Genomic DNA, 23,459 nt, shown 5'->3' with positions numbered 1-23,459 from the left:
AGGACGCCATGACCGACCAGCAGCCGACGGTCCTCGTCGCCGACGACAGCCCCACGATGCGCCGCATCGTGGGGGGCGTGCTCGCCGCGGCGGGGTTCGACGTGGTCCTCGCCGAGGACGGCGTCGAGGCGGTGCAGACGGTGTTCCGCACCAACCCCGACGTGGTGATCCTCGACGTGCAGATGCCGCGCGTCTCGGGCTACGTCGCGGCGCGCGTGCTCAAGGACGACTGGCAGACGGCGGACACGCCGGTGCTGTTCCTGACGTCGCTCAACGCCGCGAGCGACCGCTACTGGGGGGCGCGCGCCGGGGCGGACCGCTTCCTCACCAAGGACTTCGAGGCGCCGGAGCTGGTCGAGGCGGTCACCGCGGCCATCGAGGCGTCCCGCGCGGCGCGTGGCGGCCGCGCGCCGATCAAGCCGGACCCGCTCGAGCTCACCGACGACGACGTCCTCGTGCGGGTGTGCGACCTGCTGGACCGCAACCTGTTCGAGGCCTCCGTCACGCAGGACGTCACCTCGATCGCGGCCGACGTGCACGGGTTCGAGGAGACGGTGGCGGCCGTGCTCGAGGCGATGGAGCGCATCGTCGACTGCGACCTGGTCAGCGTCATGCTGCTGGGCCCGGACGGGCTCAACCCCGAGGCGACGTACGTGTCGGTGTCGCGCGAGGTGACCGAGGAGCACTACCGCGACTTCCTGGCCGCGGTCGCCGAGGCGTCCGAGCAGGCGACCGGCCTCGGCACGTCGATGACCGAGCTCTCGCCGATGCTCGCCGACGCCCACGGGCGCCTGGGCGCGGCGGACCCGGACGGCCTGGAGAGCCCCGGCATGGCCACGTTCCTGTCGATGCCGCTGCGCGCCGGCGGGCGGCTGCTCGGCCTGCTGGCGCTGTCCAGCGGCGTCGCCAACGCGTTCGGCGAGTCGGCGCTCACCACGCTGCGCCTGGTCGCGTCCCCGGCCGCCGTCGTCATCGACCACGCCCGGCTCTCCGGCGTCCGCGCCTGACCGGCGCACGGGCCTGCTCCGCGGCCGCCGGGCGGGGACCGGGCACCGCGGGCGCCGGCCGTCCGGCCCGCGGCTAGGGTCGGGGGCATGGCCGAGCCCGCCCCGCAGCCGCGGCCGGTCGAGCCCGGCCGGTTCCGGGCGGTCATGAGCCGGTTCGCCACGGGAGTCGCCGTCGTCACCTGCGTGCAGGAGCGGTTCGACCACGCGATGACCGCGAACTCGTTCACCTCGGTGTCCCTCGACCCGCCGCTGGTGCTGGTCTGCGTGGAGAACGACTCGCGCTTCCACGAGGCGATCACCGCGGCCGGCGCGTGGTCGGTCAGCGTCCTGGACGCCGGCTCCGCGGGCCGGGCCCGCTGGTTCGCGACCCGGGGCCGGCCCCTCGTCGGGCAGTTCGACTCGACGCCCACCACCCGCTCGGCGCTCACCGGCGCCCTCGTGCTCGACGGCGCGATCGCGAGCCTGGACTGCCGCACCGTGGCGGTGCACCCCGCCGGCGACCACGACATCGTCGTCGGCGAGGTGCTCGACCTCGCCGCGCAGGCCGCCGGCGGCGACCCGCTGCTGTACTTCGGCAGCCGGTTCCGGGGCCTGGCGCCCGAGTCCTGACCCGTCGGCGTCGCCGGCCGCCGTGGTCCTCGGTCCACTCGAGCCGCCACGCCTGTGGAGCGGACATTTCGGAGAAGGGCGCCGCGCGCCCTACCCTGGTCCGGACCCCCTCGCCCCTGCCGGGCGACCGCGGCCCCGACCACCGGGACCGCGAGGGTCCTCCTTGCCCCCGGACGCTCAGGATCCCGCCCGTGACCACCCCGCTCCCGGCCGTGCCGGCCGAGGACCGCACCGCGCCCGCCCGTCGCCGCACCTGGCTCGCCTTGGGCGGCGCGGCCGCCGTGCTCCTCGTGGCCTACCTCGCCCTCGTGCTCTCGACCGGCGACGGGCTCCCGCGCGGCACCCGCGTGCTGGGGGTCGACGTCGGCGGCCAGAGCGAGCAGCAGGCCGCCGCCACGCTCGCCTCCGCGCTCGGCCCCCAGGCCGCCGCACCGATCGAGGCCGTGGTCGGCGGCGAGCACGTCACGGTCGTCCCGGCCGACGCCGGCCTCGCCTTCGACCCCGAGGCCACCGTCGCGGGCCTCGGCGGCCGGGCCTGGAACCCGGTCACGCTGCTGTCCGCGCTCACGGGCGGGCCCGAGGTCGCGCCGGCCGTGGCGGTCGACCAGGAGGCCCTGCACGCCACCCTGACCGCGATCGCCGCCGACTCCGACACCCCCGCCGTGGAGCCCACGCTGGTCGTCGCGGACGACGGGCCCCGCCTCACCCCGGGCCGCAGCGGCACCGTGCTGGACCGCGACGCCGCGGCGTCCGCCCTCACCGCCGCCTACCTGGTGTCCCGTGGCCCGGTGGCGCTGCCGCAGGTGCCGGCCGCCCCGTCGGTGGACGACACGGCGGCCGCGGCGGCCCGCGCCCTCGCCGCGGCCGCGGTGGCCGAGCCCGTGACCGTCCGCGTCGGCGGGGTCAGCGCCACCATCCCCGCCGCGACCCTGCGCCGCGCGCTGTCGTTCGTGCCGAGCGGCGGCGCGCTGGTGCCGCGGCTCGACGGCGCCGTCCTGCGCGCCGCGATCGCCCCGGCCGTGGCCGGGGTCGAGAAGCCCGGGCGCGACGCCCGCTGGGACGTGTCGAGCGGCCGGCCGGTGCTGGTGCCCTCGCGCACCGGCCGCGGCGTCAACGCGGGCCTGCTGGCGGACTCGGTGGTCGCGGTGCTCGGCGAGCGGGGTGCGCAGCGCAGCGTGGAGGCGCGCATCGGCACGATCCAGCCGTCGCTCACCACGGCGCAGGCCCGGGAGCTGGGGATCACCGAGCAGCTCTCGAGCTTCACCCAGTACTTCCCGTACGCCGCCTACCGCGTGCAGAACATCGGCCAGGCCGCCCGGTCCATCAACGGCACGCTGCTGCGCCCGGGGGAGACGTTCTCGCTCAACAAGACCCTCGGCGAGCGCACCGTCGCCCACGGCTACACCGTGGGGTACGTCATCGGGCCGGGCGGGGTGTTCAAGGAGGACCTCGGCGGCGGTGTGTCGACGAGCGCCACCGCCACCTGGACCGCCGCGTTCTACGCCGGCCTCGAGCGGGTGCACACCCAGGCGCACTCGATCTGGATCTCGCGCTACCGGGCGGGGCTCGAGGCGACCGTCGCGTGGGGCGCGTTCGACATGAGCTTCCGCAACGACACGCCGCACGGCGTCTACATCACGACGATCATGACCAGCACGTCGATCACGGTGCAGATGTGGGGCCAGAAGGTCTACGACCGGATCGAGGCGGTGTCCGGCCCGCGGACCGCCGTCGTCGCGCACAAGACCGTCTACGACGACAGTCCCACCTGCCACGCCCAGAGCGGCCAGGACGGCTTCTCCATCGACGTCTTCCGGGTGTTCGTCAAGGACGGCGAGCAGGTGCGCCGCGAGCGGATCAGCACGCGCTACCGCCCGAGCCCCGAGGTCGTGTGCGGCCCGGACCCGGCCACGGCCACGGCCACGGCCTCGCCGTCCCCGTCGGGGTCCGGCTCGGCCGGCGGCTCCGGGTCGGGCTCGCCTGGCCCGTCGTCGTCCGCGGCGGCCACGCCGCGCCCCTCGGCGTCGGGCGCCACGCGGACGTGAGCGCCCGGCGCCCGTGCCGCGCCGCTCACGCGACACGCTCTGCGGTGTCAGCAACCTCCCAGCCGGCTCACAGGTTCGTCCGGTTCCCTGGTGCCCATGGCTGGTGAGACCCGTCCCCGATCCGCCGAGGCGCGCGTGCTCGTCGTCGACGACGAGACCTCGATCGCCGACCTGCTCGCGACCGGCCTGCGGTTCGTGGGGTTCGACGTGCGCACGGCCAACAGCGGCCAGGAGGCGCTGACCCAGGTGCGCGAGTGGCGTCCCGACCTGATCCTGCTCGACGTGATGATGCCCGACGTCGACGGCTTCGAGGTCACCCGCCGGCTGCGCGGCGACGGCCGCATGACTCCGGTGCTCTTCCTCACCGCCCGAGACGCCGTCGAGGACAAGGTGACGGGGCTGACGATCGGCGGCGACGACTACGTCACCAAGCCGTTCAGCCTCGAGGAGGTCGTGGCCCGGGTGCGGGCCCTGCTGCGCCGCAACGCGACCCAGGAGGCCGACGACGGCCTGCTGCGCTACGCCGACATCGTGCTCGACGAGGACGCCCACGAGGTCAGCCGGGCCGGGGTGCCGATCGAGCTCACGCCCACCGAGTTCTCGCTCATGCGCTACCTCATGCTCAACTCCGGGCGCGTGGTGTCCAAGTCGCAGATCCTCGACCACGTGTGGCACTACGACTTCGGCGGAGACGGCGCGGTCGTGGAGTCCTACATCTCCTACCTGCGGCGCAAGGTGGACGCGCCGTTCGACGAGCCGCTGATCCGCACCGTCCGCGGCGTGGGCTACACGTTGCGCCAGCCGCAGTCCGGGCGCCAGGACGCCGCGGCCGCCCAGGGCGCCGGCGGGTCCTGATGCTGCGCCGGCTCGGCTCGCTGCACGCCCGCCTCGCGGTCGGGGTGCTGCTGCTGACCGCCCTCGGCCTGGCACTGGCCACCACTGCCGGCACGCTGCTGCTGCGCAACTACCTCGTGGCCGAGGCCGACCGGGCCGCGCTGGCCACCGCGAGCCGGTTCGCCGACGGCGCGTTCCCCCAGCCGCAGCCGCCCGGCGGGCAGGGCCCGGGCCAGGGCTTCTCCGGCGGCCGGTTCCGCGCGCTGCCGAGCCCCTACGTGGTCGCGGTCATGTCGGCCGACGGGCGCGTCGTGGCGCAGGTGGCCGGCAGCCAGGTGTCGAGCTCGCCGCTGCCGGACCTGCCCTCGATGACGGCCACCGAGGTCGCCGCCCTCGACGGCCAGGGGTTCGACGTCGGCGGCATCGGCGACCCGCGCTTCCACTACCGCGTCGTGGCCGTGCCGCTGGCCTCCGGCATCGGCAGCGTCGTCGTCGCCACCCCGATGCAGACGATCGACGAGACGGTGCAGCGCGCCGCGCTGGCCGGCGTGGCGGTGGGCCTGCTCACCCTCGGGCTCGTCGGGCTGCTGGTCGGCGTCGTGATCCGCATCGGGCTGCGGCCGCTGGAGGACGTCGAGGACACGGCCGAGCGGATCGCCGCCGGAGACCTGTCCCAGCGCGTGCCGGACATGCCCGAGGGCACCGAGATCGGACGGCTGTCCACCGCGCTCAACGGGATGCTGAGCCAGATCGAGACCGCCTTCGACCAGCGCAGCGCCAGCGAGGCGCGGCTGCGGCGCTTCGTCGCCGACGCCAGCCACGAGCTGCGCACCCCGCTGACCACGATCCGCGGCTACGCCGAGCTCTCGCGGACCGGCGCAATCTCCGGCGACGACGACCGCGCCGCGGCCGTGGCCCGCATCGAGGCCGAGGCGGTGCGCATGGGCGTGCTGGTCGACGACCTCCTCCTGCTCGCCCGGCTCGACCAGCAGCGGCCGCTCGAACGCCGGCCGGTCGACGTCGTCGAGGTGGTGGAGGCGGCGGCCGCGGCGCTGCGCGCGGCCGCGCCGGGCCGCGAGGTGACCGTGCGCGCCGGGTCGCCGGCGTGGGTGACCGGCGACGGCGCCCGGCTGCGCCAGGTGCTCGACAACCTGCTCACCAACACGCGGGTGCACACGCCCGACGGCACGCCCGTGCGCGTCGACGTCCGCACCGGCGACGGCCAGGTGGTGGTCGAGGTCGCCGACTCCGGACCGGGCATGGCGCCCGACGACCTCGCCCGCGCCACCGAGCGCTTCTACCGCGGCGACCCCTCGCGCACCCGGCGCAACGGCGCCGGCTCGGGCCTCGGGCTCTCGATCGTGCAGGCGATCGTCGACGCCCACGGAGGGCGGCTGAGCCTGGCCTCCACCGTGGGCCAGGGCACCTCGATCACGATCGCCCTCCCGCTGGCCGCGCCCGTGCCGGCGCCCGCGGGGCCGGTCACGACTACCCCGGGCACCGGCGAGCCGGCGCCCGCCCCGCCTGCGGCGTCCGTCCCGCCTGCGCCCGGCGGCGCGCGGCAGCCCGCGGGCTCCGGCGTCGCACCCTCCTCGCCGCGCGTCTGACGCCGCGGCGTCAGCGGCGCACCGCGTGGAAGCGCAGGCGCACGTAGTCGATCCACCAGCCCGGCTCGCCGTCGGGGCGCACGTCGAGGCCCTCGGAGCGGGCGTGGCGGTCGACGGCGGAGTCGAACGCCGACCGGTCCGGTGCGGGGACGTCGTCGACGAGGCCCGCCCCGAACATCGCGGCCCAGCCCGCGGCGCCCACCCCGTCGGCCAGCGGCGTGGTGCGGTCGACGAGGGCCACCATCCGCACCAGGAATCCGTGCCGCTCGAGCCGGCTCGCCTGCTCGCCCGGAGTCGGGAAGGTCCAGGGGGAGGCGACGTCGGGGTCGAGGCCGACGTCGGCCCGGGCCGCGCGGATCGCGCGGGTCACCCGGGCCACGTTGCCCACGCCGCCCATCTCGACGACGAGGCGCCCGCCCGGCCGCAGCACGGCGGCCACGCCCGCCACCACGGCGTCCTGGCGGGGCATCCAGTGCATCGCGGCGTTGGAGAGCACCGCGTCGTAGGGCACGGGCCCGGCCGCCGCGCGCAGCGCCTCCTCGTCCTGCGCGTCCGCGTGGGCGAACGCCACCCCGGGGTGCTCGCGCCGGGCCCGGTCGAGCATCGCGGCGTCGCCGTCGACGCCGAGCACCCGCACCCCCGCGGCCGCGAGCTGCGCGGCCTGGTGCCCGGTGCCGCAGCCGAGGTCGAGCACGCGCTCCCCGGGCGCCGCGCCGAGCAGGTCGAGCAGGGGTGCGCCGTAGGCCGTGACGAAGCCGAACGACGCGTCGTAGCCGGTGGCGTCCCAGGGCCGGGAGGGTGTGCTCATGCGTCGATGATGTCCCGGCGTCCGAGGCGTGGGACAGATCGTTCCGGATGATGAGACAGTGCGCGAGAGGATCGCGGCTCAGTTGAGCCGGGACCGCGCCTGCCGGGCGATGCGCCGCGCGTGCTCGGCCTCGAGGGGCATCGGCCCGGCCACGAGGTCCGCGTACTCCTCGAGCAGCGCCGACGCCTCGACGTAGCGACCCACCGCGATGAGGGCCTCGCCGTACTCGCGACGCAGCCCGAGGTCGTGGCGGGGGAGCATCAGCCCGAGCTCGGCCGCCCACACCCGGTGCCGGGCGCGCTCGGGGGTCGAGGCCCAGGCGCGGATGTTGCCCAGCACGCGGTCGACGGTGTCGATCGGGTCGTGGGGGCGCAGGTGCTCGGGGCGCAGCGAGCGCCCGGTGCCCGCCACGATGTCGCGGGCACGGTCGTAGGGGAGCAGCCGGCCGCCCTGCCACGGGTCGACCAGCACGCGGACCCCGTCGGGGTCGCCGACGCCCACCACGAAGTGGCCGGGCAGGCCGACGCCGTAGGCCGGCACCCCGGCCCGGCGGGCCACCTCGGTCCAGACGGTCGAGAGCAGGATCGGCAGCCCGCGGCGGCGCCGCAGCACCTCCGGGAGCAGGCTCGACTCGAGCAGCGTGTAGTCCGCCGAGCCGCCGGAGAACGCGCCCAGCGCGCTGCGCAGCCGGACGTCGTCGCGGCCCTCGGCCGGCACCGACTCGGCGAGCCGGTCGAGGGTCTCCAGGCCGCGCCGCTCCAGCGCGTCGAGGGCCTCGCCGGTGGTCTCGGCGGCGGGCAGCGCCTCGGCGGAGACCAGGAGCAGGGCGCGGTCGAGGCGCACGTCGGCCGGGTCGCCGGCCGCGCCCCCGGCCCGGACGACCTCCGCGAAGCGCTCGCGCGAGGCAGCACTCACGCTGCCGATCCTGCGCCACCGGGCGGCACGCCGCGAGTCACCGGCCCCGGCGTGTCGCCGGCGCGTCCGGCACCCGGCGTCCGGCGACCAGGTCGGCCTCGGCGACCTCCTGCACCCGCCCGTCGCGGCCCTCCACGCGCAGGACGCCTGCCTCCCACGAGAGCAGGCGGCCCACGACGTCGGTGAGCGTGACCGGGTCGTGGCGGTAGCGCAGTGAGACCCGCCCGCCGACGTCGGCGGGGGTCACCCGCACCACGAGCCGCGCGGCCGGGCGCCCCGCGGCGGACGCGCCGGGCGACGGCTCGCCGGGCGGGCGTACCGGCTCGCGGGACGACACAGGACCCCCTCGCTCGTGCGGCTCGGCGTGGTCGCGATACTAGGCGGGACCGTGCCACGCTACGGTCACGCCGACGGGCCCCGGCCACGCACCGGGCCCGGCGCACCGCACCACCCACGGGCCGCGACGGCGGCCCCGACACCAGCTCGTGGACCGGGAGGATCCGTCCGTGACCTACGTCATCGCGCAGCCCTGCGTCGACCTCAAGGACAAGGCGTGCGTCGAGGAGTGCCCCGTCGACTGCATCTACGAGGGCGAGCGGATGCTCTACATCCACCCCGACGAGTGCGTCGACTGCGGGGCGTGCGAGCCCGTCTGCCCGGTCGAGGCGATCTTCTACGAGGACGACGTCCCGGCCCAGTGGAAGGACTACACCGCGGCCAACGCGGAGTTCTTCGACGACCTCGGCTCGCCGGGCGGCGCCGCCAAGCACGGCCTCATCGCCAAGGACGCGGCGATCGTGGCCGGCCTCGAGCCGCAGGAGCACGAGGGGCACTGACCCCGACGTCCATGCACTCCGTCGACGCGCCGCCGCCCTCGAGGTGGCGGCGCGTCGGCCATGACGGCGCCAGCCCCGCCCGCGACGCCGCGAGCAGCACCGGGAGGCGCGCATGACCCGACTCGCCGAGCGGCTGCCCGAGTTCCCGTGGGACCGGCTGCGGCCCTACCGCGACCTCGCCGCGCAGCACCCCGACGGCATCGTCGACCTCTCCGTCGGCACGCCGGTCGACCCGGTCCCGGCGAGCGTCCGGCAGGCGCTGGCCGACGCCGCGGACAGCCCGGGCTACCCGCCCACCGCGGGGACGCCGGCGCTGCTCGACTCGGCCCGCGCCTGGGCCTCGCGCACCCTGCACGTCGACCTCGCGCCCGAGGCCGTGCTGCCCACGATCGGGTCGAAGGAGCTCGTCGCCCTGCTGCCGACGCTGCTCGGCCTCGGGCCGCAGGACACCGTGGTGGTGCCCGAGCTCGCCTACCCCACCTACGACGTGGGCGCGCGTGCCGCGGGCTGCCAGGTGGTCGTGTCGGACTCCACCGCCGCGCTGGGCCCGGCGCCGGTGGCGCTGGTGTGGGTCAACTCCCCGGGCAACCCCACCGGCCGCGTGCTGCCGGTCGAGCACCTCGCGAAGGTGGTGGCCTGGGCGCGCGAGCGCGGCGCGGTGGTGGTGAGCGACGAGTGCTACCTGGAGCTGGCGTGGGAGGCCGCGCCGGTGTCGGTGCTCGACGAGCGCGTCTGCGGCGGTTCGCACGACGGGCTGCTCGCCGTGCACTCGCTGTCCAAGCGGTCCAACCTCGCCGGCTACCGGGCCGGCCTCGTGCTCGGCGACCCGGCGCTCGTCGGCCCGCTGCTCGAGGCGCGCAAGCACCTCGGGCTCATGGTGCCCGGCCCCGTGCAGGCGGCCGCCGCGGCCGCGCTCGCCGACGACCTGCACGTCGCCGAGCAGCGGCACCGCTACGGACGCCGCCGCGACCACCTGCTCTCGGCACTGCTCGACGCGGGCCTGTCGATCGAGCACTCCGAGGCCGGGCTCTACCTGTGGGCGTCGCGCGGCCAGGACTGCTGGGACACCGTCGCCTGGTTCGCCGAGCTCGGGATCCTCGTGGCGCCCGGCGACTTCTACGGCGCCGCGGGGGCACGGCACGTGCGCGTGGCCCTCACCGCCACCGACGAGCGCGTGGCCGCCGCCGTGCGCCGGCTCGCGCGGGCCGCCTGACCTTTCGCGGGTCCCGGGCCCGCTGTGCCGTCCGGGTGATCCGAGGGCCTGTCTGAGACCGGACGCGGACCGTTCCGAGACGTGTCTCGTGCACGCGCGTGTGGCTGAGGTCACCTCCCCGCCCTCCCCGGGACAGGAGGAGGGGTGCTGGGTACCGTTCCCACATCGGAGCCTTCCGTGAAGAACCACGGGGGTCCGACGCGAAACGCAGGAGGCCGACGTGTCCGACGTGACCCTCACCTACCCCGGCGGCGAGCTCCCGCTCACCCGGGTCGCCGCCACCGACGGCAACGACGGCATCGACATCTCCTCGCTGCTCAAGACCACCGACGCCGTCACCCTCGACTCCGGGTTCACCAACACCGCGGCGTGCACCTCGGCGATCACGTTCATCGACGGCGACGCCGGGATCCTGCGCTACCGCGGGTACCCGATCGAGCAGCTGGCCGAGCAGTCGTCGTTCCTCGAGACGTCGTACCTGCTCATCTACGGCTCGCTCCCCACGGCGGTGCAGCTCGCCGAGTTCGAGTCCCGGATCAAGCGCCACACGATGCTGCACGAGGACCTCAAGCGGTTCTTCGACGGCTTCCCGCGCGACGCGCACCCGATGCCCGTGCTCTCCAGCGCGGTCTCGGCGCTGTCGACCTTCTACCAGGACTCCCTCGACCCCTTCGACGCCGACCAGGTCGACCTCTCGACCGTGCGGCTGCTGGCGAAGGTGCCCACGATCGCGGCGTACGCGTTCAAGAAGTCCGTGGGCCAGCCGTTCCTCTACCCGGACAACTCGCTGAGCCTCAACGACAACTTCCTGCGCATGACGTTCGGCGTCCCGGCCGAGGACTACGAGGTGGATCCCGTCCTCGCGCGCGCGCTGGACCTCCTGCTGATCCTGCACGCCGACCACGAGCAGAACTGCTCCACGTCCACGGTGCGGCTGGTCGGGAGCTCGCACGCCAACCTCTTCGCCTCGGTCTCGGCGGGGATCAACGCGCTGTTCGGCCCGCTGCACGGCGGGGCCAACCAGGCGGTGCTCGAGATGCTCGAGAAGATCCACCGCAGCGGTGGCGGCGTGAACACGTTCATCCGCCAGGTGAAGAACCGCGAGGACGGCGTGAAGCTCATGGGCTTCGGCCACCGCGTGTACAAGAACTACGACCCGCGCGCCGCGATCGTGAAGCGCACGGCCTACGAGGTGTTCGAGGCGCTCGGCGTCACCGACCCGCTGCTCGACATCGCGCTGCGCCTCGAGGAGGTCGCGCTCAACGACGACTTCTTCATCTCGCGCAAGCTCTACCCGAACGTCGACTTCTACACAGGGCTCATCTACAAGGCGATGGGCTTCCCCACGCGGATGTTCACGGTCATGTTCGCCCTCGGCCGGCTGCCCGGGTGGATCGGGCAGTGGCGCGAGATGATCGCCGACCCGGAGACCAAGATCGGCCGCCCGCGGCAGGTCTACGTCGGGCCGACCGAGCGGGCCTACGTCCCCGTCGACCAGCGCTGACCCGGCGGGCCGCGCGCGAGGTCAGCGCGCGCGGCCCTCGGCCAGCATCGTCAGCGTCTCCGCGACCCGCCGGTCGCGCGTCTCGTCGCGCTTGGCCTCCGCGACCCACCGGGCGAACTCCTTGCGGTGGGAGTAGGCCAGGCCGTCGAAGGCCGCGCGCGCCGCGGCGTCCGAGTCCAGGGCGGCCTGAAGCGCCGGCGGGATCTCCACGGTGCGCGGCGCGGCGTCGGCGACGATGACGACGTCCACCTCGTCGCCCGGCGACACCCCGGCGGCCTTGCGGACCGCGGCGTTGAGGCCCACGAGGTTCTCGCCGCCCATGCGCGCGACGCGGCCCTCGAAGCTGTGGCCGGCCACGGTGACCCGGACGGGGAACGCCTTGGCGCCTCCGCCCACCTGCGCCACCTGCTCGTCGGTGAGCACGATGGCCGCGGCCGGCCCGCGCGGGTGCAGCGTGGTCCGCAGGCGCAGCGCGGGGTCGGTCATGTCAGCCCTTCCAGTCGGGGGCGGAGTCGCGCATCGACCCGATGCGCAGCCGGTTGCCGAACGGGTCGCGGACGCCGAAGTCGACGCCGTAGCCGCGGTCCTCGAGGTCGTCGGTGAAGTCGGCGCCGGCGGCCGCGAGGCGCGCGTGGACGGCGTGCGGGTCCGCGGTGGTGAACGCGACCCAGCCGCCCGCGGCGCCCTTGGTGAGCAGGTCGCGGACCTGCTCGGCGGTGGCCGGGTCCATCGACGGCGGACCGGGCACCTCGAGGAGGATCTCGCGGCCGGCGTCGCCGGGCGCGCCGACGGTGAGCCAGCGCATGAACCCGAGGTCGACGTCGGCGCGGACCTCGAGGCCGAGCAGCCCGACGTAGAAGTCCAGCGCCTGCTGCTGGTCGAGGACGAAAAGGGACGACAGTCGCGTGGTGGTGAGCATGGGGCGAGGCTAGGCGGCCGGCTCGTCGCGCGGTTGTCCGAAACTGCTCGGCCGGGCCCAGGCCTTCTCGAAGCACACCGGCACGCGCTCGCGCGGCGCCCCGGCCCGGAACGCCGCCGGGGTCTGCCCCACGACCTCCCGGAAGGTGCGCGTGAAGGTCGCGAGGCTGCTCAGGCCCACCGCGGTGCACACGTCCACGACGTCGAGCTCGGTGGTGCGCAGCAGCGACATCGCGCGCTCGATCCGGCGCCGCTGGAGGTAGCGGTGCGGCGTCTCGCCGAAGGTGTCGCGGAACGCCCGGATGAAGGCGGCCTCCGACAGGCAGGCGATGCCGGCGAGGGCGGGGACGTCGAGGGGCTCGGCGTAGCGGCGGTCGATCGCGTCGCGGGCGCGCAGCAGGCGCCGGTTGCGCTGCTCGCGGTCCTGACCCACGCGCCGATGCTAGACGGACCCGGCCGGCGCGCGGGCCGCTCAGATCTCGAAGGTGCCGCCGATGCGCCAGTAGAAGCCGTCGCTCCGGTCGAGGAAGCCGCCGTCGACGAGGTAGCGCCGCAGGGACACCCAGTCGTGCTCGTACCAGGTGCGCAGCACCGTGTCGACCTCGGTCTCGGCGTAGGCGCGGCCGGGCTCGAACGACTGCGCGACGACGTCGAGCAGCACCAGCTTGCGCGACCACCGGGCCGGCATCGACACGATGCGCCCGTCGCGCACGAACGTGCGCAGGACCTTGGCCCGCTCCGCGGCGTCGACGGCACCCGTCACGGGGAGGTCCGCGGGGTCCGCCACGACGTCACGCGTGCGCGTGCAGCGCGGCGTTGAGGCCGCCCCAGCTGCCGCTGCGCGGGCGCGCCTCGAGCGACCCGGAGACCGAGTTGCGCCAGAACTGCATGCCGTCGATGCCGGACAGGTCGCGGCCCTTGGCCACCTCGCCGTCGGGCAGGGTGATCTTCGACCCGGCCGTGATGTAGCAGCCGGCCTCCACGACGCAGTCGTCGCCGAGCGAGATCCCCACGCCCGCGTTGGCGCCGATGAGGCAGCGGCGGCCGATGCTGACGACCTCCGTGCCGCCGCCGGACAGCGTCCCCATGATCGAGGCGCCGCCGCCGACGTCGGAGCCGTCGCCGACCACGACCCCCGCGGAGATCCGGCCCTCGACCATCGACGCGCCCAGCGTGCCGGAGTTGAAGTTCACGAAGCCCTCGTGCATCACCGTCGTGCCCGGGGCGAGGTGCGCGCCGAGCCGCACGCGGTCGGCGTCGGCGATGCGCACGCCGGGAGGCACGACGTAGTCGACCATGCGCGGGAACTTGTCCACGCCGAGCACCGTGAGGTGCGCGCCGGTGCGGCGCAGGCGCACCTGCACCTCGGTGAGGCGGTCGACCGGGACCGGCCCGAGCGTGGTCCACGCGACGTTCTGCAGCAGCCCGAACACGCCGTCCAGCGAGACCGTGCGCGGGGCCACCAGCCGGTGCGAGAGCAGGTGCAGGCGCAGCCAGACGTCCGCGGTGTCGACAGGGGCAGCGGACAGGTCCTCGATGGAGGTGGACACCACCACCGTGCGGGTGCCGCGCACGTCGTCGGTGTGGGTGCCCGCTGACAGGCCCTCGACGTCGACGGGCTCCTCGGCCAGCGCCGGCTCGGGGTACCAGACGTCGAGCAGCACGTCGTCGGCGTACGTCGCGAGGCCCATGGCGGCAGCGGGCGAGGACAGCAGCGTCATGTCCCCAACCTACCGAGCCCGGGCCCCGGCCCCGTCCGTCGCGACCGTCGCGGGCGCGGATGCGCGGGCCGGACCTCGGCCGGCCGGCACGCGGCGACGGGCTAGGCTCGGCGCCGTGACCGGCAGCGTGGAGCTCGACCTGGGCAGCGACGTCGTCCCCCTCCTCCGGGCGCTCATCGACGTCCCGAGCGAGTCGCGCCACGAGCAGGTGCTCGCCGACGCCGTGGAGCGCGCCGTGTCCGCCCTGCCGCACCTCGAGGTCGTGCGCGACGGGCACACCGTGGTCGCACGGACCCACCTCGGCCGCGCCGAGCGGGTGGCGATCGGCGGGCACCTCGACACCGTGCCGGAGAACCGGAACCTGCCGTCGTCGGTCATCACCGAGGACGGCGAGGAGCGCGTGTACGGCCTCGGCGCCTGCGACATGAAGGGCGGGGTCGCGGTCGCCCTGCGCCTGGCCGCCGAGCTGACCGAGCCGACCCGCGACGTCACGTGGATCTGGTACGAGGCCGAGGAGATCGACTCCCAGTTCAACGGCCTGCGCCGGCTCGCGCAGGAGCGGCCCGAGCTGATCGCCTCGGACTTCGCGGTGCTCATGGAGCCCTCCAACGCCGGGGTGGAGGCGGGCTGCCAGGGCACCATGCGCGTCGAGGTGCGCACCACCGGGGTGCGCGCGCACTCCGCCCGCTCGTGGATGGGGCGCAACGCGATCCACGACGCCGGCGAGGTGCTGCGTCGGCTCCAGGAGTACCAGCCGCGCGAGGTGCTCATCGACGGCCTGGCCTACCGCGAGGGGCTCAACGCCGTGGGCATCCGCGGCGGCGTCGCGGGCAACGTCATCCCGGACGAGTGCGTCGTGGCGGTCAACTACCGCTTCGCCCCGTCGCGGTCCTCCGCGGAGGGGGAGGCGCACCTGCGGGAGGTGTTCCACGGCTTCGACGTCGAGGTCGTCGACGCCGTCGACGGCGCCCTGCCGGGGCTCGAGCAGCCCGCCGCCGCCGCGTTCGTCGCTGCGGTCGGCGCCGTGCCCTCGCCGAAGTTCGGGTGGACCGACGTCGCGAGGTTCAGCGGCCTGGGCGTCCCCGCCGTCAACTACGGGCCGGGCAACCCCTCGCTCGCGCACTCGCGCGACGAGTTCGTGCCGGTGCGCGACCTGCACGCGGTCGAGGCCGGGCTGCGCACGTGGCTGACGTCGTGACCCCGCAGGGGCCCGGCGTCGACGACGAGCCGCCGCGCCGGCCGTGGAACCGGGGGCTGGTGGCGGGCGCGATCGTGGCCGGCCTGGTGGCGGTGGTGACGTCGGTGATGCTGTCGCAGCAGGCCTACCAGCTCGAGGCCGGCACCGTCTCCGCGCTCGTGCTCACGTTGCTCGTGGCGTTCATCGTGTCGAGCACGGTGTGCATCATCCTCGTGTACGTCGCGGCGCGGCAGCGCACGCGGCCCGGGCCGTGAGCGGCCGCGAGCGGGTCAGCCCACGCGGTTGACGAACGACACGGTGGCCGCGCTGATCTGGGTGCGCGCCTCGTCGTGCGGGATGGTCGGCGTGCCGTCGCCCTTCTGCTCGCCGTAGTCGCCGAAGCTGGAGTGCACCGCTCCGTCGACGACGACGAAGTGCGCCGAGGGCGGCAGGTCGGCCCGGGAGGCGGCCACCTTGTCCGGCGTCGCGAGCCCGTCGAGGCTGGCCGAGATCGACAGCACCGTCGCCGTGAGCGTGCCGCTGATGTCGCCGGCCGGGTACGAGGCGTAGAACAGCAGGCCGCGCACCGGCGCGATGGTGTCGCTGTCGTGCGCATCGGCCTCCATGGCCGCAACCGTGCCGCCGAGCGAGTGGCCGCCGACGACCCAGCTGGTGACGGCGGGGTAGGCGTCGCGGATGCGGGCGAACGTGCCGAGCGAGAGGAACGCGATGCCCAGCGGCTGCTTGACGATGACGACGAGGTGCCCGGCCGCGGCCACCGGCCGCAGCACGGCGGCGTAGGCACGCGGGTCGACCAGCGCGCCCGGCTCGAACACCAGCCCGGTGGTTCCGGCGCCGGCGGTCGGCGTCAGCACGATCTGGGTCGGGTACTCGTCGACCGTGACGGCGGCGTCGGACTGCAGGGCGGCGAGCGCCGGCTCCTGCGCGACGTACGGGCGCAGCCACGCGATCCCCGCGATCCACGCGACCGACAGCAGCACCAGCAGCCCGCGCCCGACGGTGCGCCACACGGACGGCTCACGGCGGCGTCCGGACAGCGCGGCCACCAGGACCGCGACGAGCACCGTCAGCACGAGCAGCACGGCGTACGCCGGGTGCCCGTGCACCACGGCCGGCCAGGCGGTCAGGCACACCCACGCGACCACCAGCACCGCGGCGGCCGCCACGGCCCGCACCACCCACGTCATAGCTCCCCCTCGCCGGTCGGTCCACTGTAGGGCGGCGGGCAGGTGCCCGCCCGAGGACGACGACGCCGTCACCCCAGCGGCGTCGCCTCCAGGCCGCGCCACGCCTGCCGGGTGTCGGCCGTGTCGTGGTGGGGGTGGCGGAACCCGTCGACGAAGGAGGCGACGTCGGCGAGGTCCCACACGCTGGCGAACCGGGCGAGGGCGGCACGGTCCACGGCGACGCCCGAGCGCCGCTCGTAGTGCGCGATGTCGTCGTCGGCGAACCACCAGAGGTCGCGCTCGGGTGCGGCCAGCGCGACGGTGTCCCAGTCGACCAGGACGGGCCCTGCGTCGGTGGTGATCACGTTGCCGGGGTGGGGCTCGCCGTGCGTCACCACGAGCCGGCCCGCGTCGCCGGCCGCCGCCTCCCGCACCCGGTCGAGCGTCGCGCGGAGCGCGTGCTCGTGCGCGCGCGCCCACTCGCGCGCGGGCTCGCTCCACGGGCCGCCGGTCCAGGGCCGGTCGAGGTCGGCGAGCGCGAGGTCGAGCGCGTCGCCCCCGGGCACCGGCGCCGCGGTGGTCGGCAGCGTCGCCGGGCGGGCGCGGTGCAGGTCGGCGAGCACGTCGACGAGCGCCTGGCGCTCGACGGGCGTGCGCTCGTCGCCCCACCGCCCGGGCCTGCCCTCGACGACGTCGTGCACGGTGAGCGCGAAGCGGTCCTCGAGCCGGGCCAGGGGCTCGCCGTCGCCGGTCGGCACCGGGGCCACCACGGCGCGCAGGCCCCCGTGGCGCAGGTCCACGGCCACCCGCAGGGCCCGGCGCAGCCCGGCGAAGGCCTCGTCCCGCCCGCGGCCGAGCATCGGCTTGGCGTCGAGGTCGTCGACGGTGAGGAACAGTGCGCGCCCCGAGTGCTCCACGGCGAGCCAGTGGTGGCTCCCGAACCCCACCGGCCGGTGCTCCAACGTGCGCAGCGAGAACCGCCAGCGCTCGTGCAGGACGTCGTGCAGGAGGACGAGGTCGAGGTCCGCCGGCGGCTCCTGCACGTGCCGACGCTAGGCCCGCGCGGCGCGGCCGCGCAGCCCCTCGACGACGTCGGGGCGCCCCGGAGGACCGGGACGCCCCGACGGACGGGCGGCGGCGGGCCCGACCGGACCAGGTCCGGGGGGCGCCGCAGGGATCAGGCCGCGCCGCGGCGCAGGCGGGCGGCGACGCCGACGGCGCGCTGGGCGAGGTGGTCGAGCGCGGCGAACTCCTCGTCGGCGGGCGGGTTGGCGCCGTTGAACGACACGTGCGAGACGCCGTAGGGGTTGCCGTCGTTGAACTTCACGGCCGGGTCGGTGTAGCCCGGCGGCACGATGATGCCGCCGAAGTGGTAGACGGAGTTGTAGAGCGCCAGCAGCGTGGTCTCCTGGCCGCCGCGCTTGGTCCCGGTCGAGGTGAAGGCGGCGTAGACCTTGTCGGCGAGCTTGCCCTGCGCCCACAGGGGCCCGAGGGTGTCGAGGTACTGCTTGAGCTGCGCGGCCACGTTGCCGTAGCGCGTGGGGGTGCCGAACAGCACGACGTCGGCCCACTCGATGTCGGCCGGGGTGGCCACCGGGACGTCGGCGGTGGCGGCGGAGTGGGCGGCCCAGGCCTCGTTGGAGGCGATCGCCTCGGCGGGGGCGAGCTCGGCGACGCGCACGAGGCGCACCTCGGCGCCGGCCTTCTCGGCGGCCTGGGCGGCGCGGGCGGCCATGGTGTGCACGGACCCGGTGGCGCTGTAGTAGATGACGGCGACCTTGACGGCGTCGGTCACGGGGACTCCTTCGGTACGGCGAGGACTGTGGTTGATCGTTCAACGATCTAAGAGTAGTTGAACATGGAACTACCGAGTCCGCAAGCGGAGGCCCCGGGCCCTCCGCTGGCAGATCCCGGGGAGATCCCCGCAGCGCGTGGCGAGGTCGCCCGCGCCGCCGCGGGGCGCGTTAGCGTCGTGCCCGTGACCCCGGACGACGACGCCCCCGCCGCAGCCGGCCAGCCCGAGCAGCCCGCCCGGACGGCCCCCGCCGAGCGCACCAAGGGCCCGGTCACGCTGCGCCGCTCGCAGGTCACGGCCAGCACCACCGACCAGCGACTGCTCGACACCCGCGGGCCCAGCGACTGGGTGCACACGGACCCGTGGCGGGTGCTGCGCATCCAGGCGGAGTTCGTCGAGGGGTTCGGCGCCCTCGCCGGCCTCGGCCACGCCGTGAGCATCTTCGGCTCCGCGCGCACGAGCCCCGGGACGCCGGACTACGAGAACGCGGAGCGACTCGCGTCCCTGCTCGCCGGCCGCGGGTACGCCGTCATCACCGGCGGCGGCCCCGGGATCATGGAGGCCGCGAACAAGGGGGCCTGCGAGGCGGGCGGCACCTCGGTGGGCCTCGGCATCGAGCTCCCCTTCGAGCAGGGCATGAACCAGTGGGTCGACATCGGCATCCACTTCCGCTACTTCTTCGCGCGCAAGACGATGTTCGTGAAGTACGCCCAGGCGTTCGTCGTCTTCCCCGGCGGTTTCGGCACCTTCGACGAGCTGTTCGAGGCGCTCACCCTGGTGCAGACCGGCAAGGTCACCTCGTTCCCCGTCGTGCTGTTCGGCTCGGACTACTGGGGCGGGCTCGTCGACTGGCTGCGCGACCACGTCCTGGCCGAGGGCAAGATCTCCCCGCGGGACCTCGAGCTGCTCCACGTCGTCGACGACCTCGAGGAGGCGGTGGCCATCGTGGACGCCGGCATCCGCGGCCACAACGGCGGCGGGGCCCCCGCCGGCTGGTACCCCCCGGTGGAGGTCTGAGTGCCCACGGTCACCGTGTTCTGCGCGTCCAGCGAGAGCATCGACGAGCGGTACTCCGTGCTCGCGGGCGAGGTGGGCTTCGCCATCGCCCGTCGTGGCTGGACCCTCGTGAGCGGCGGCGGGTCGGTCAGCTCGATGGGCGCCCTCGCCCGTGCGGCGCGGGCCGGCGGCTCGCGGACCGTCGGCGTCATCCCGCGGGCGCTGGTCGAGCTCGAGGTGGCCGACCACGGCGCCGACGAGCTGGTGGTCACCGACGACATGCGCGAGCGCAAGGGGGAGATGGACCGCCGCAGCGACGCCTTCCTCACCCTGCCCGGCGGCATCGGCACGCTCGAGGAGCTGCTCGAGATCTGGGTCGCGCGCTCGCTGCGCATGCACGACAAGCCGATCGTGGTCCTCGACCCGTGGGGCGACCTCCAGCCGCTGGCCCTGCTCGTGAGCGGGCTGGTCGAGGCCGGCTTCGTGCGCGACACGGCGGCCGCGCTCCCCGTGTGGACCTCCACCGTGGAGGACGCCGTCGCCGCCATCGAGCGCGGCTGGGCGGAGATGGGTCAGGTCGTCCCGACCGAGCCGACCGCGGCGGAGTGGCTCGAGGCCGAGCCGTGACCGGGCCCGCGGGTCACCAGATCCCGGGCACCAGCGCGGCGCCGACCCGGCGCCGGTAGTCGGCGTACTCCGGGTACGCCTCGAGCAGCCACCGCTCCTCCACCCGCCGCTTGAGGTCGAGCTCGACGGCGAGCAGCGCGACGGGCACCAGCGCCCACGGCCCGGTCGCGAGGGCGAACCCGGTGGAGGCCAGGATCAGCCCGCTGTAGATGGGGTGCCGCACGACCCCGTAGACGCCCCCGCTGCGCAGGCTCGCGTCCCGCAGCGGCGCCGGGTTGGCGGTCAGCGCGGAGCCGAGGCCCACGATCGCCGCGGTGAACACCGCGACCCCGGCGGCCTTCAGGGCGATGCCGACCACCAGCAGCGCGGTGCGCACGGCGTCCGGCCAGCCGCCGCGGTCGAGCAGGCCGACCACGAGGATCGCCACGAGCAGGACGCCCTGCAGCGCCACCCAGCCCTGGCCCTTGCTCCCGAGTGAGGGGATCACGCGGCCGAGTCTGCCGTCCTCACCCCAGCGCGCGCAGCAGCAGCGCGGTCAGGCCCAGGGCGGCCACGACGCCGAGCCCCCCGGCGAGCGCCATCGCCCGCAGGGGGTAGGCGTAGGCGCCGATCCGCGTCTCGCGACCCAGCGCCCGGCGCAGCCGCCCGGCCCGGCCGCCCGCGGGCGGCGCGGCCCCGCCGGCCGTCGCGGGCGCCCGCAGCGCCATGTCAGGCCGCCGGCGAGGTCGGCGCAGCGCCCGTGGCCGGTCCCGTGCCGCCGCCCGCTGCGCCGGCCCCGCCGCCGGCGGCGCGCCGGTCGCGCAGCCGCGACGCGGCGTCGGGCGACAGCGCGCGCACGGCGTCGGCCGTCGTGCCCGTGGCGCGCACGAAGGCGACGTCGCCGGGCTGGAGGGCCGCACCGTCGACCGTGGCCCGGTCGCGGCGCACGACGGTGTCCGGGCCGATCGTGTACGTCGCGGTGAACCCGTCCGAGCTGCGCAGCGTGACCGACGACGCGGACGCCGCCGTCACGGTGCCGCGCTGGAGCGCGATGTCCACCGGGCCGGAGGGCCGCGCGACGGTGACCTCGCCGTGCAGCAGCGAGCGGATCAGCCGCGCGCGCGGCCCGCGACGCGCCGCCCCCGCGGCCGACGCGTCGGCCGCCGGGACGAGGTCCGACACCGTCGTGGCGGCGCCGCCGGTGGAGGAGGCGGCCGGCGTCCTCGTGCCCGCGACCGCCACGCCGGTGAGCGCGGAGGCGGCCACGGCGCCGGTGACGACCCACGCGGCCGCCCCGGCGACGCGCCGGGCTCGCCCGGCGCGCGGGGCGTCGTGCGCCCCGGGGCTCCCGAGGTGCCCGGGCTCCCCGCGGGAGGGGCTGGAGGGGGACGGCGCGGGCTCGGACGGACCGGGGAAGGGCGTGCTCATCGGGTGCTCCTGCCGTGCGGTGAGGGACGCTCTCCCTCGCTCACGACGACCGTGCGCCCCGCGGGTGCGGCCGGCGTCTCCCCGACGTTCGGGTCACGTAAGGACCGATGTCACTGGTGAAACGGTCGTCTCCCGGCCCCGGAAGCGACCGTCTCACCAGTGACGTCGTGGTCAGGCGAGGCCGCGGCGGGCGACGGCGGGCGGTCGCGTGCCGGCGATCGAGGCCACCATGTCGAGCGTCTGCCGGGTGGCGGCGACGTCGTGCGCGCGGAACACGCGCGCACCGAGCCAGGCCGACACCGACGTCGCGGCCAGCGTGCCCACCAGACGGTCCGCGGGGGCGGCGATGTCGAGGGCCTCGCCCACGAAGTCCTTGCGGCTCAACGACACCAGCACGGGCCAGCCGGTGGCGACCAGCTCCGGCAGCCGGCGGGTGGCCTCCAGCGAGTGCCGCGTCGACTTGCCGAAGTCGTGCCCCGGGTCGACCAGCACCGACTCCCGCGGTACGCCGAGCGCCACGGCCCGCTCCGCCTCCGCGGTGGTGCGGGCGACGACGTCGGCCATGACGTCGTCGTAGGCCACGCGGTGCGGGCGGGTGCGCGGCGCCGCCCCGCCGGTGTGGGTGCACACCAGGCCGACGCCGAACTCCGCGGCCACCTCCGCGAGCCGCGGGTCGTGCCCGCCCCAGGCGTCGTTGAGCAGCTCCGCCCCCTCGAGGCACGCGGCCCGCCCCACCTCGGCGCGCCAGGTGTCGACGCTCACCACCACGTCGTGGCGCGCGCGGACCGCGGCGACGAACGACGCCGTGCGCCGGATCTCCTCGGCGGCGTCGACCTCCGCCCCCGGGCCGGCCTTGACCCCGCCGACGTCGACGATGCCGGCGCCCTCCTCCACGGCACGGGCCACGGCCTCCAGCGCCGCGCCCTCGGCGTAGGTGGCGCCCTTGTCGTAGAACGAGTCCGGGGTGCGGTTGACGATCGCCATCACCACGGTCTCGTCGTCGTCGACCACGTGGCGACCCAGGCGCAGGGGCACGCCGTCCTCCCGTCCCGTCCCGGCGGGGCCGGCGCCCCGACGCCCCGACAGCGTGGCATGCTCGACCCCGGCCCGCCCCGCGGGCCGCCCCGGACGCCGTCCGGCGCGCACCGGCAGCCCCCATGGGCGCACCACGAGGAGGAGCACGGCCATGGCGTTCGTGTACGTGGTCGCCGGCATCGTCCTCATCGCCGTCGTCGCGCTGCTCGCCGTCGGCCGCCTCGGCGAGCTGCCCGACGTCGAGCCGGACCGCCCCCCGCTGGCCCTGCCGGACGACCGGATGCTCGAGCGCTCCGACGTCGACGCCGTGCGCTTCGCCGTGGGCCTGCGCGGCTACCGCATGGACGAGGTGGACGACGTCCTCGACCGGCTCGCCGTCGAGGTCTCCGAGCGCGACGCGCGCATCGCCGAGCTCGAGGGCCGCCTGCGCGGCCAGGGCGTGCCGCGTCCGCTGGGCACGACCCCGCCGGCCGACCCCGCCGCGCCGCCGCCGGGGGAACCGCCGGCCGCCCCGGCCGGCTGAGGCACCCGTGGCGGACCCCTCTGACGGGACCGTGCTCGGCGAGGACGGCGTGCGCCGGTGCGCCTGGGGCGCGAGCACCGCGGAGTACCGCGCCTACCACGACACCGAGTGGGGCCGCCCGGTCCACGGCGACGAGGCCGTGTTCGAGCGGATCACCCTCGAGGCGTTCCAGTCCGGGCTGGCCTGGATCACCATCCTGCGCAAGCGCGAGGCCTTCCGTGCCGCCTTCGACCGCTTCCGGATCCCTGTGGTGGCCGCCTACGGCGAGGCCGAGCGCGAGCGGCTGCTCGCCGACGCCGGCATCGTGCGCAACCGGGCCAAGGTCGACGCCACGATCCGCAACGCCCGGGCCGCCGCCGATCTGCTCGAGGCCGAGGGGGAGGGCGCGCTGGACCGGCTGGTCTGGTCGTTCGCCCCGCCGCCCGGGCGCCCGCGCCCCCGCCGCGGGGCCGACGTCGTGGCCACCACCCCCGAGTCCACCGCCCTCTCGCGCGAGCTCAAGCGCCGCGGGTTCGTCTTCGTCGGGCCCACGACGATGCACGCGGCGATGCAGGCCATGGGCCTCCTCGACGACCACCTGGCCGCGTGCGAGGTCGTCGTCGGCTGACCCCGGCGGGGCCGCCGGGCCGCCCTCGCGACCGGCCCGTGACCAGGTCGGGACGCAGGCGAGACGCCGGCCGCCCGCGCGGGGCTGT

At 75.7% G+C, this 23,459-nt stretch carries 28 protein-coding genes; 13 read left to right on the top strand and 15 right to left on the bottom strand.

The genetic code is table 11. The annotated features are described in order from the left end of the window. The first annotated feature begins 8 nt into the window (after positions 1 to 8). The 5 genes from GC157_04490 to GC157_04470 all read left to right on the top strand — a co-directional run bounded on the left by GC157_04490 (position 9) and on the right by GC157_04470 (position 6,102). Positions 9 to 1,007 (top strand): response regulator, encoded by a 999-nt coding sequence (locus GC157_04490; protein ID MBI1376728.1) that lies wholly within the window; start codon positions 9 to 11, stop codon positions 1,005 to 1,007. Positions 1,008 to 1,094: 87 nt separating this feature from the next. Beyond that, the gene (locus GC157_04485; protein MBI1376727.1) at positions 1,095 to 1,616 is read left to right on the top strand and encodes a flavin reductase; all 522 of its coding nucleotides are present in this window, start codon (positions 1,095 to 1,097) and stop codon (positions 1,614 to 1,616) included. Then, complete coding sequence (locus GC157_04480) at positions 1,319 to 3,661, top strand: hypothetical protein (GenBank protein ID MBI1376726.1); 2,343 nt, start codon at positions 1,319 to 1,321, stop codon at positions 3,659 to 3,661. Before GC157_04485 ends, GC157_04480 begins: the two co-directional genes overlap by 298 nt. 96 nt (positions 3,662 to 3,757) lie before the next feature. Then, the gene (locus GC157_04475; GenBank protein MBI1376725.1) at positions 3,758 to 4,516 is read left to right on the top strand and encodes a response regulator; all 759 of its coding nucleotides are present in this window, start codon (positions 3,758 to 3,760) and stop codon (positions 4,514 to 4,516) included. Next, positions 4,516 to 6,102 carry a HAMP domain-containing protein gene (locus GC157_04470; GenBank protein MBI1376724.1) on the top strand — a complete coding sequence of 529 codons (1,587 nt, stop codon included), beginning with the start codon at positions 4,516 to 4,518 and terminating at the stop codon, positions 6,100 to 6,102. The genes GC157_04475 and GC157_04470 overlap by 1 nt, the downstream gene beginning before the upstream one ends. Before the next feature lie 10 nt (positions 6,103 to 6,112). Here the strand turns inward: GC157_04470 and GC157_04465 are convergent, their stop codons facing one another. From GC157_04465 to GC157_04455, 3 genes are all read right to left on the bottom strand, one after another. Continuing rightward, on the bottom strand, positions 6,113 to 6,910 hold the full coding sequence (locus GC157_04465; protein MBI1376723.1) for a methyltransferase domain-containing protein: 798 nt from the start codon (positions 6,908 to 6,910) through the stop codon (positions 6,113 to 6,115). 78 nt (positions 6,911 to 6,988) lie between these two features. Further along, positions 6,989 to 7,834: a hypothetical protein gene (locus GC157_04460; GenBank protein ID MBI1376722.1), complete on the bottom strand. Its 846-nt coding sequence runs from the start codon at positions 7,832 to 7,834 to the stop codon at positions 6,989 to 6,991. A 28-nt stretch (positions 7,835 to 7,862) separates the two neighbouring features. Further along, positions 7,863 to 8,081 carry a hypothetical protein gene (locus GC157_04455; protein MBI1376721.1) on the bottom strand — a complete coding sequence of 73 codons (219 nt, stop codon included), beginning with the start codon at positions 8,079 to 8,081 and terminating at the stop codon, positions 7,863 to 7,865. A gap of 250 nt (positions 8,082 to 8,331) precedes the next feature. On the opposite strand from GC157_04455, the gene GC157_04450 reads away from it, so the two are divergent. From GC157_04450 to GC157_04440, 3 genes are all read left to right on the top strand, one after another. Further along, a complete protein-coding gene (locus GC157_04450) occupies positions 8,332 to 8,661 on the top strand; it encodes a ferredoxin (protein MBI1376720.1) in 330 nt (109 codons plus the stop codon). A gap of 112 nt (positions 8,662 to 8,773) precedes the next feature. Further along, a complete protein-coding gene (locus GC157_04445) occupies positions 8,774 to 9,874 on the top strand; it encodes a succinyldiaminopimelate transaminase (GenBank protein MBI1376719.1) in 1,101 nt (366 codons plus the stop codon). 220 nt (positions 9,875 to 10,094) lie between these two features. Next, positions 10,095 to 11,378, top strand: a complete 1,284-nt coding sequence (locus GC157_04440) for a citrate synthase (protein MBI1376718.1) — start codon at positions 10,095 to 10,097, stop codon at positions 11,376 to 11,378. Positions 11,379 to 11,399: 21 nt separating this feature from the next. On the opposite strand, the gene GC157_04435 is transcribed toward GC157_04440, so the two are convergent. From GC157_04435 to dapD, 5 genes are all read right to left on the bottom strand, one after another. After that, positions 11,400 to 11,864, bottom strand: coding sequence for a DUF1905 domain-containing protein (locus tag GC157_04435; protein ID MBI1376717.1), 465 nt, complete (start codon positions 11,862 to 11,864; stop codon positions 11,400 to 11,402). Position 11,865: 1 nt separating this feature from the next. Beyond that, positions 11,866 to 12,297 (bottom strand): VOC family protein, encoded by a 432-nt coding sequence (locus GC157_04430; protein MBI1376716.1) that lies wholly within the window; start codon positions 12,295 to 12,297, stop codon positions 11,866 to 11,868. Between the two features lie 9 nt (positions 12,298 to 12,306). Further along, positions 12,307 to 12,729: a helix-turn-helix domain-containing protein gene (locus GC157_04425; GenBank protein ID MBI1376715.1), complete on the bottom strand. Its 423-nt coding sequence runs from the start codon at positions 12,727 to 12,729 to the stop codon at positions 12,307 to 12,309. A 39-nt stretch (positions 12,730 to 12,768) separates the two neighbouring features. Then, positions 12,769 to 12,984 carry a DUF2087 domain-containing protein gene (locus GC157_04420; GenBank protein ID MBI1376714.1) on the bottom strand — a complete coding sequence of 72 codons (216 nt, stop codon included), beginning with the start codon at positions 12,982 to 12,984 and terminating at the stop codon, positions 12,769 to 12,771. Between the two features lie 103 nt (positions 12,985 to 13,087). Beyond that, positions 13,088 to 14,017 carry a 2,3,4,5-tetrahydropyridine-2,6-dicarboxylate N-succinyltransferase gene (dapD, locus tag GC157_04415; protein MBI1376713.1) on the bottom strand — a complete coding sequence of 310 codons (930 nt, stop codon included), beginning with the start codon at positions 14,015 to 14,017 and terminating at the stop codon, positions 13,088 to 13,090. Between dapD and GC157_04410 the strand changes: the two genes are divergently transcribed. Together GC157_04410 and GC157_04405 are read left to right on the top strand one after the other, a co-directional pair. Then, complete coding sequence (locus tag GC157_04410; GenBank protein ID MBI1376712.1) at positions 14,016 to 15,215, top strand: succinyl-diaminopimelate desuccinylase; 1,200 nt, start codon at positions 14,016 to 14,018, stop codon at positions 15,213 to 15,215. The two genes, dapD and GC157_04410, sit on opposite strands and share 2 nt — an antisense overlap. Continuing rightward, positions 15,200 to 15,469, top strand: coding sequence for a hypothetical protein (locus tag GC157_04405; protein MBI1376711.1), 270 nt, complete (start codon positions 15,200 to 15,202; stop codon positions 15,467 to 15,469). The genes GC157_04410 and GC157_04405 overlap by 16 nt, the downstream gene beginning before the upstream one ends. A gap of 15 nt (positions 15,470 to 15,484) precedes the next feature. Here GC157_04405 and GC157_04400 read toward each other — a convergent pair whose 3' ends face one another. The 3 genes from GC157_04400 to wrbA form a co-directional block, all read right to left on the bottom strand. Then, entirely contained in the window at positions 15,485 to 16,402 is a 918-nt protein-coding gene (locus GC157_04400) for an alpha/beta hydrolase (GenBank protein ID MBI1376710.1), read from the bottom strand. A 68-nt stretch (positions 16,403 to 16,470) separates the two neighbouring features. Then, the gene (locus tag GC157_04395) at positions 16,471 to 17,424 is read right to left on the bottom strand and encodes a phosphotransferase (GenBank protein ID MBI1376709.1); all 954 of its coding nucleotides are present in this window, start codon (positions 17,422 to 17,424) and stop codon (positions 16,471 to 16,473) included. Positions 17,425 to 17,558: 134 nt separating this feature from the next. After that, positions 17,559 to 18,176, bottom strand: coding sequence for an NAD(P)H:quinone oxidoreductase (gene wrbA, locus GC157_04390; protein MBI1376708.1), 618 nt, complete (start codon positions 18,174 to 18,176; stop codon positions 17,559 to 17,561). Positions 18,177 to 18,239: 63 nt separating this feature from the next. On the opposite strand from wrbA, the gene GC157_04385 reads away from it, so the two are divergent. Together GC157_04385 and GC157_04380 are read left to right on the top strand one after the other, a co-directional pair. Continuing rightward, positions 18,240 to 19,193: a TIGR00730 family Rossman fold protein gene (locus GC157_04385; GenBank protein ID MBI1376707.1), complete on the top strand. Its 954-nt coding sequence runs from the start codon at positions 18,240 to 18,242 to the stop codon at positions 19,191 to 19,193. Then, positions 19,194 to 19,799 (top strand): TIGR00730 family Rossman fold protein, encoded by a 606-nt coding sequence (locus GC157_04380; GenBank protein ID MBI1376706.1) that lies wholly within the window; start codon positions 19,194 to 19,196, stop codon positions 19,797 to 19,799. Positions 19,800 to 19,812: 13 nt separating this feature from the next. Here the strand turns inward: GC157_04380 and GC157_04375 are convergent, their stop codons facing one another. The 4 genes from GC157_04375 to folP all read right to left on the bottom strand — a co-directional run bounded on the left by GC157_04375 (position 19,813) and on the right by folP (position 22,394). After that, complete coding sequence (locus GC157_04375; GenBank protein ID MBI1376705.1) at positions 19,813 to 20,286, bottom strand: isoprenylcysteine carboxylmethyltransferase family protein; 474 nt, start codon at positions 20,284 to 20,286, stop codon at positions 19,813 to 19,815. Between the two features lie 19 nt (positions 20,287 to 20,305). Continuing rightward, complete coding sequence (locus tag GC157_04370; GenBank protein MBI1376704.1) at positions 20,306 to 20,506, bottom strand: hypothetical protein; 201 nt, start codon at positions 20,504 to 20,506, stop codon at positions 20,306 to 20,308. A gap of 1 nt (position 20,507) precedes the next feature. Next, positions 20,508 to 21,206, bottom strand: coding sequence for a hypothetical protein (locus GC157_04365; GenBank protein ID MBI1376703.1), 699 nt, complete (start codon positions 21,204 to 21,206; stop codon positions 20,508 to 20,510). 171 nt (positions 21,207 to 21,377) lie between these two features. Continuing rightward, positions 21,378 to 22,394 carry a dihydropteroate synthase gene (gene folP, locus GC157_04360; protein ID MBI1376702.1) on the bottom strand — a complete coding sequence of 339 codons (1,017 nt, stop codon included), beginning with the start codon at positions 22,392 to 22,394 and terminating at the stop codon, positions 21,378 to 21,380. On the opposite strand from folP, the gene GC157_04355 reads away from it, so the two are divergent. Then, positions 22,364 to 23,371: a hypothetical protein gene (locus GC157_04355; GenBank protein MBI1376701.1), complete on the top strand. Its 1,008-nt coding sequence runs from the start codon at positions 22,364 to 22,366 to the stop codon at positions 23,369 to 23,371. The two genes, folP and GC157_04355, sit on opposite strands and share 31 nt — an antisense overlap. Positions 23,372 to 23,459 lie beyond the last annotated feature (88 nt).

It is taken from the genome of Frankiales bacterium (assembly GCA_016125335.1).
Taxonomy (GTDB): Bacteria; Actinomycetota; Actinomycetes; order S36-B12; family CAIYMF01; genus Longivirga.
The sequence above is the reverse complement of the archived record's forward strand: the minus strand, read 5'-3'. Positions and strand labels throughout refer to the sequence as shown.

Excerpts from the sequence above, each read along its gene's own strand:
- GC157_04490 (MBI1376728.1), top strand. The coding sequence starts at position 9 with ATGACCGACCAGCAGCCGACGGTCCTCGTCGCCGACGACAGCCCCACG.
- GC157_04485 (MBI1376727.1), top strand. The coding sequence starts at position 1,095 with ATGGCCGAGCCCGCCCCGCAGCCGCGGCCGGTCGAGCCCGGCCGGTTC.
- GC157_04475 (MBI1376725.1), top strand. The coding sequence starts at position 3,758 with ATGGCTGGTGAGACCCGTCCCCGATCCGCCGAGGCGCGCGTGCTCGTC.
- GC157_04470 (MBI1376724.1), top strand. The coding sequence starts at position 4,516 with ATGCTGCGCCGGCTCGGCTCGCTGCACGCCCGCCTCGCGGTCGGGGTG.
- GC157_04465 (MBI1376723.1), bottom strand. The coding sequence starts at position 6,910 with ATGAGCACACCCTCCCGGCCCTGGGACGCCACCGGCTACGACGCGTCG.
- GC157_04445 (MBI1376719.1), top strand. The coding sequence starts at position 8,774 with ATGACCCGACTCGCCGAGCGGCTGCCCGAGTTCCCGTGGGACCGGCTG.
- GC157_04435 (MBI1376717.1), bottom strand. The coding sequence starts at position 11,864 with ATGACCGACCCCGCGCTGCGCCTGCGGACCACGCTGCACCCGCGCGGG.
- GC157_04430 (MBI1376716.1), bottom strand. The coding sequence starts at position 12,297 with ATGCTCACCACCACGCGACTGTCGTCCCTTTTCGTCCTCGACCAGCAG.
- GC157_04420 (MBI1376714.1), bottom strand. The coding sequence starts at position 12,984 with ATGCCGGCCCGGTGGTCGCGCAAGCTGGTGCTGCTCGACGTCGTCGCG.
- GC157_04410 (MBI1376712.1), top strand. The coding sequence starts at position 14,016 with ATGTCCCCAACCTACCGAGCCCGGGCCCCGGCCCCGTCCGTCGCGACC.
- dapD (MBI1376713.1), bottom strand. The coding sequence starts at position 14,017 with ATGACGCTGCTGTCCTCGCCCGCTGCCGCCATGGGCCTCGCGACGTAC.
- GC157_04400 (MBI1376710.1), bottom strand. The coding sequence starts at position 16,402 with ATGACGTGGGTGGTGCGGGCCGTGGCGGCCGCCGCGGTGCTGGTGGTC.
- GC157_04385 (MBI1376707.1), top strand. The coding sequence starts at position 18,240 with ATGGAACTACCGAGTCCGCAAGCGGAGGCCCCGGGCCCTCCGCTGGCA.
- GC157_04370 (MBI1376704.1), bottom strand. The coding sequence starts at position 20,506 with ATGGCGCTGCGGGCGCCCGCGACGGCCGGCGGGGCCGCGCCGCCCGCG.
- GC157_04365 (MBI1376703.1), bottom strand. The coding sequence starts at position 21,206 with ATGAGCACGCCCTTCCCCGGTCCGTCCGAGCCCGCGCCGTCCCCCTCC.
- GC157_04355 (MBI1376701.1), top strand. The coding sequence starts at position 22,364 with ATGGGCGCACCACGAGGAGGAGCACGGCCATGGCGTTCGTGTACGTGG.
- folP (MBI1376702.1), bottom strand. The coding sequence starts at position 22,394 with ATGGCCGTGCTCCTCCTCGTGGTGCGCCCATGGGGGCTGCCGGTGCGC.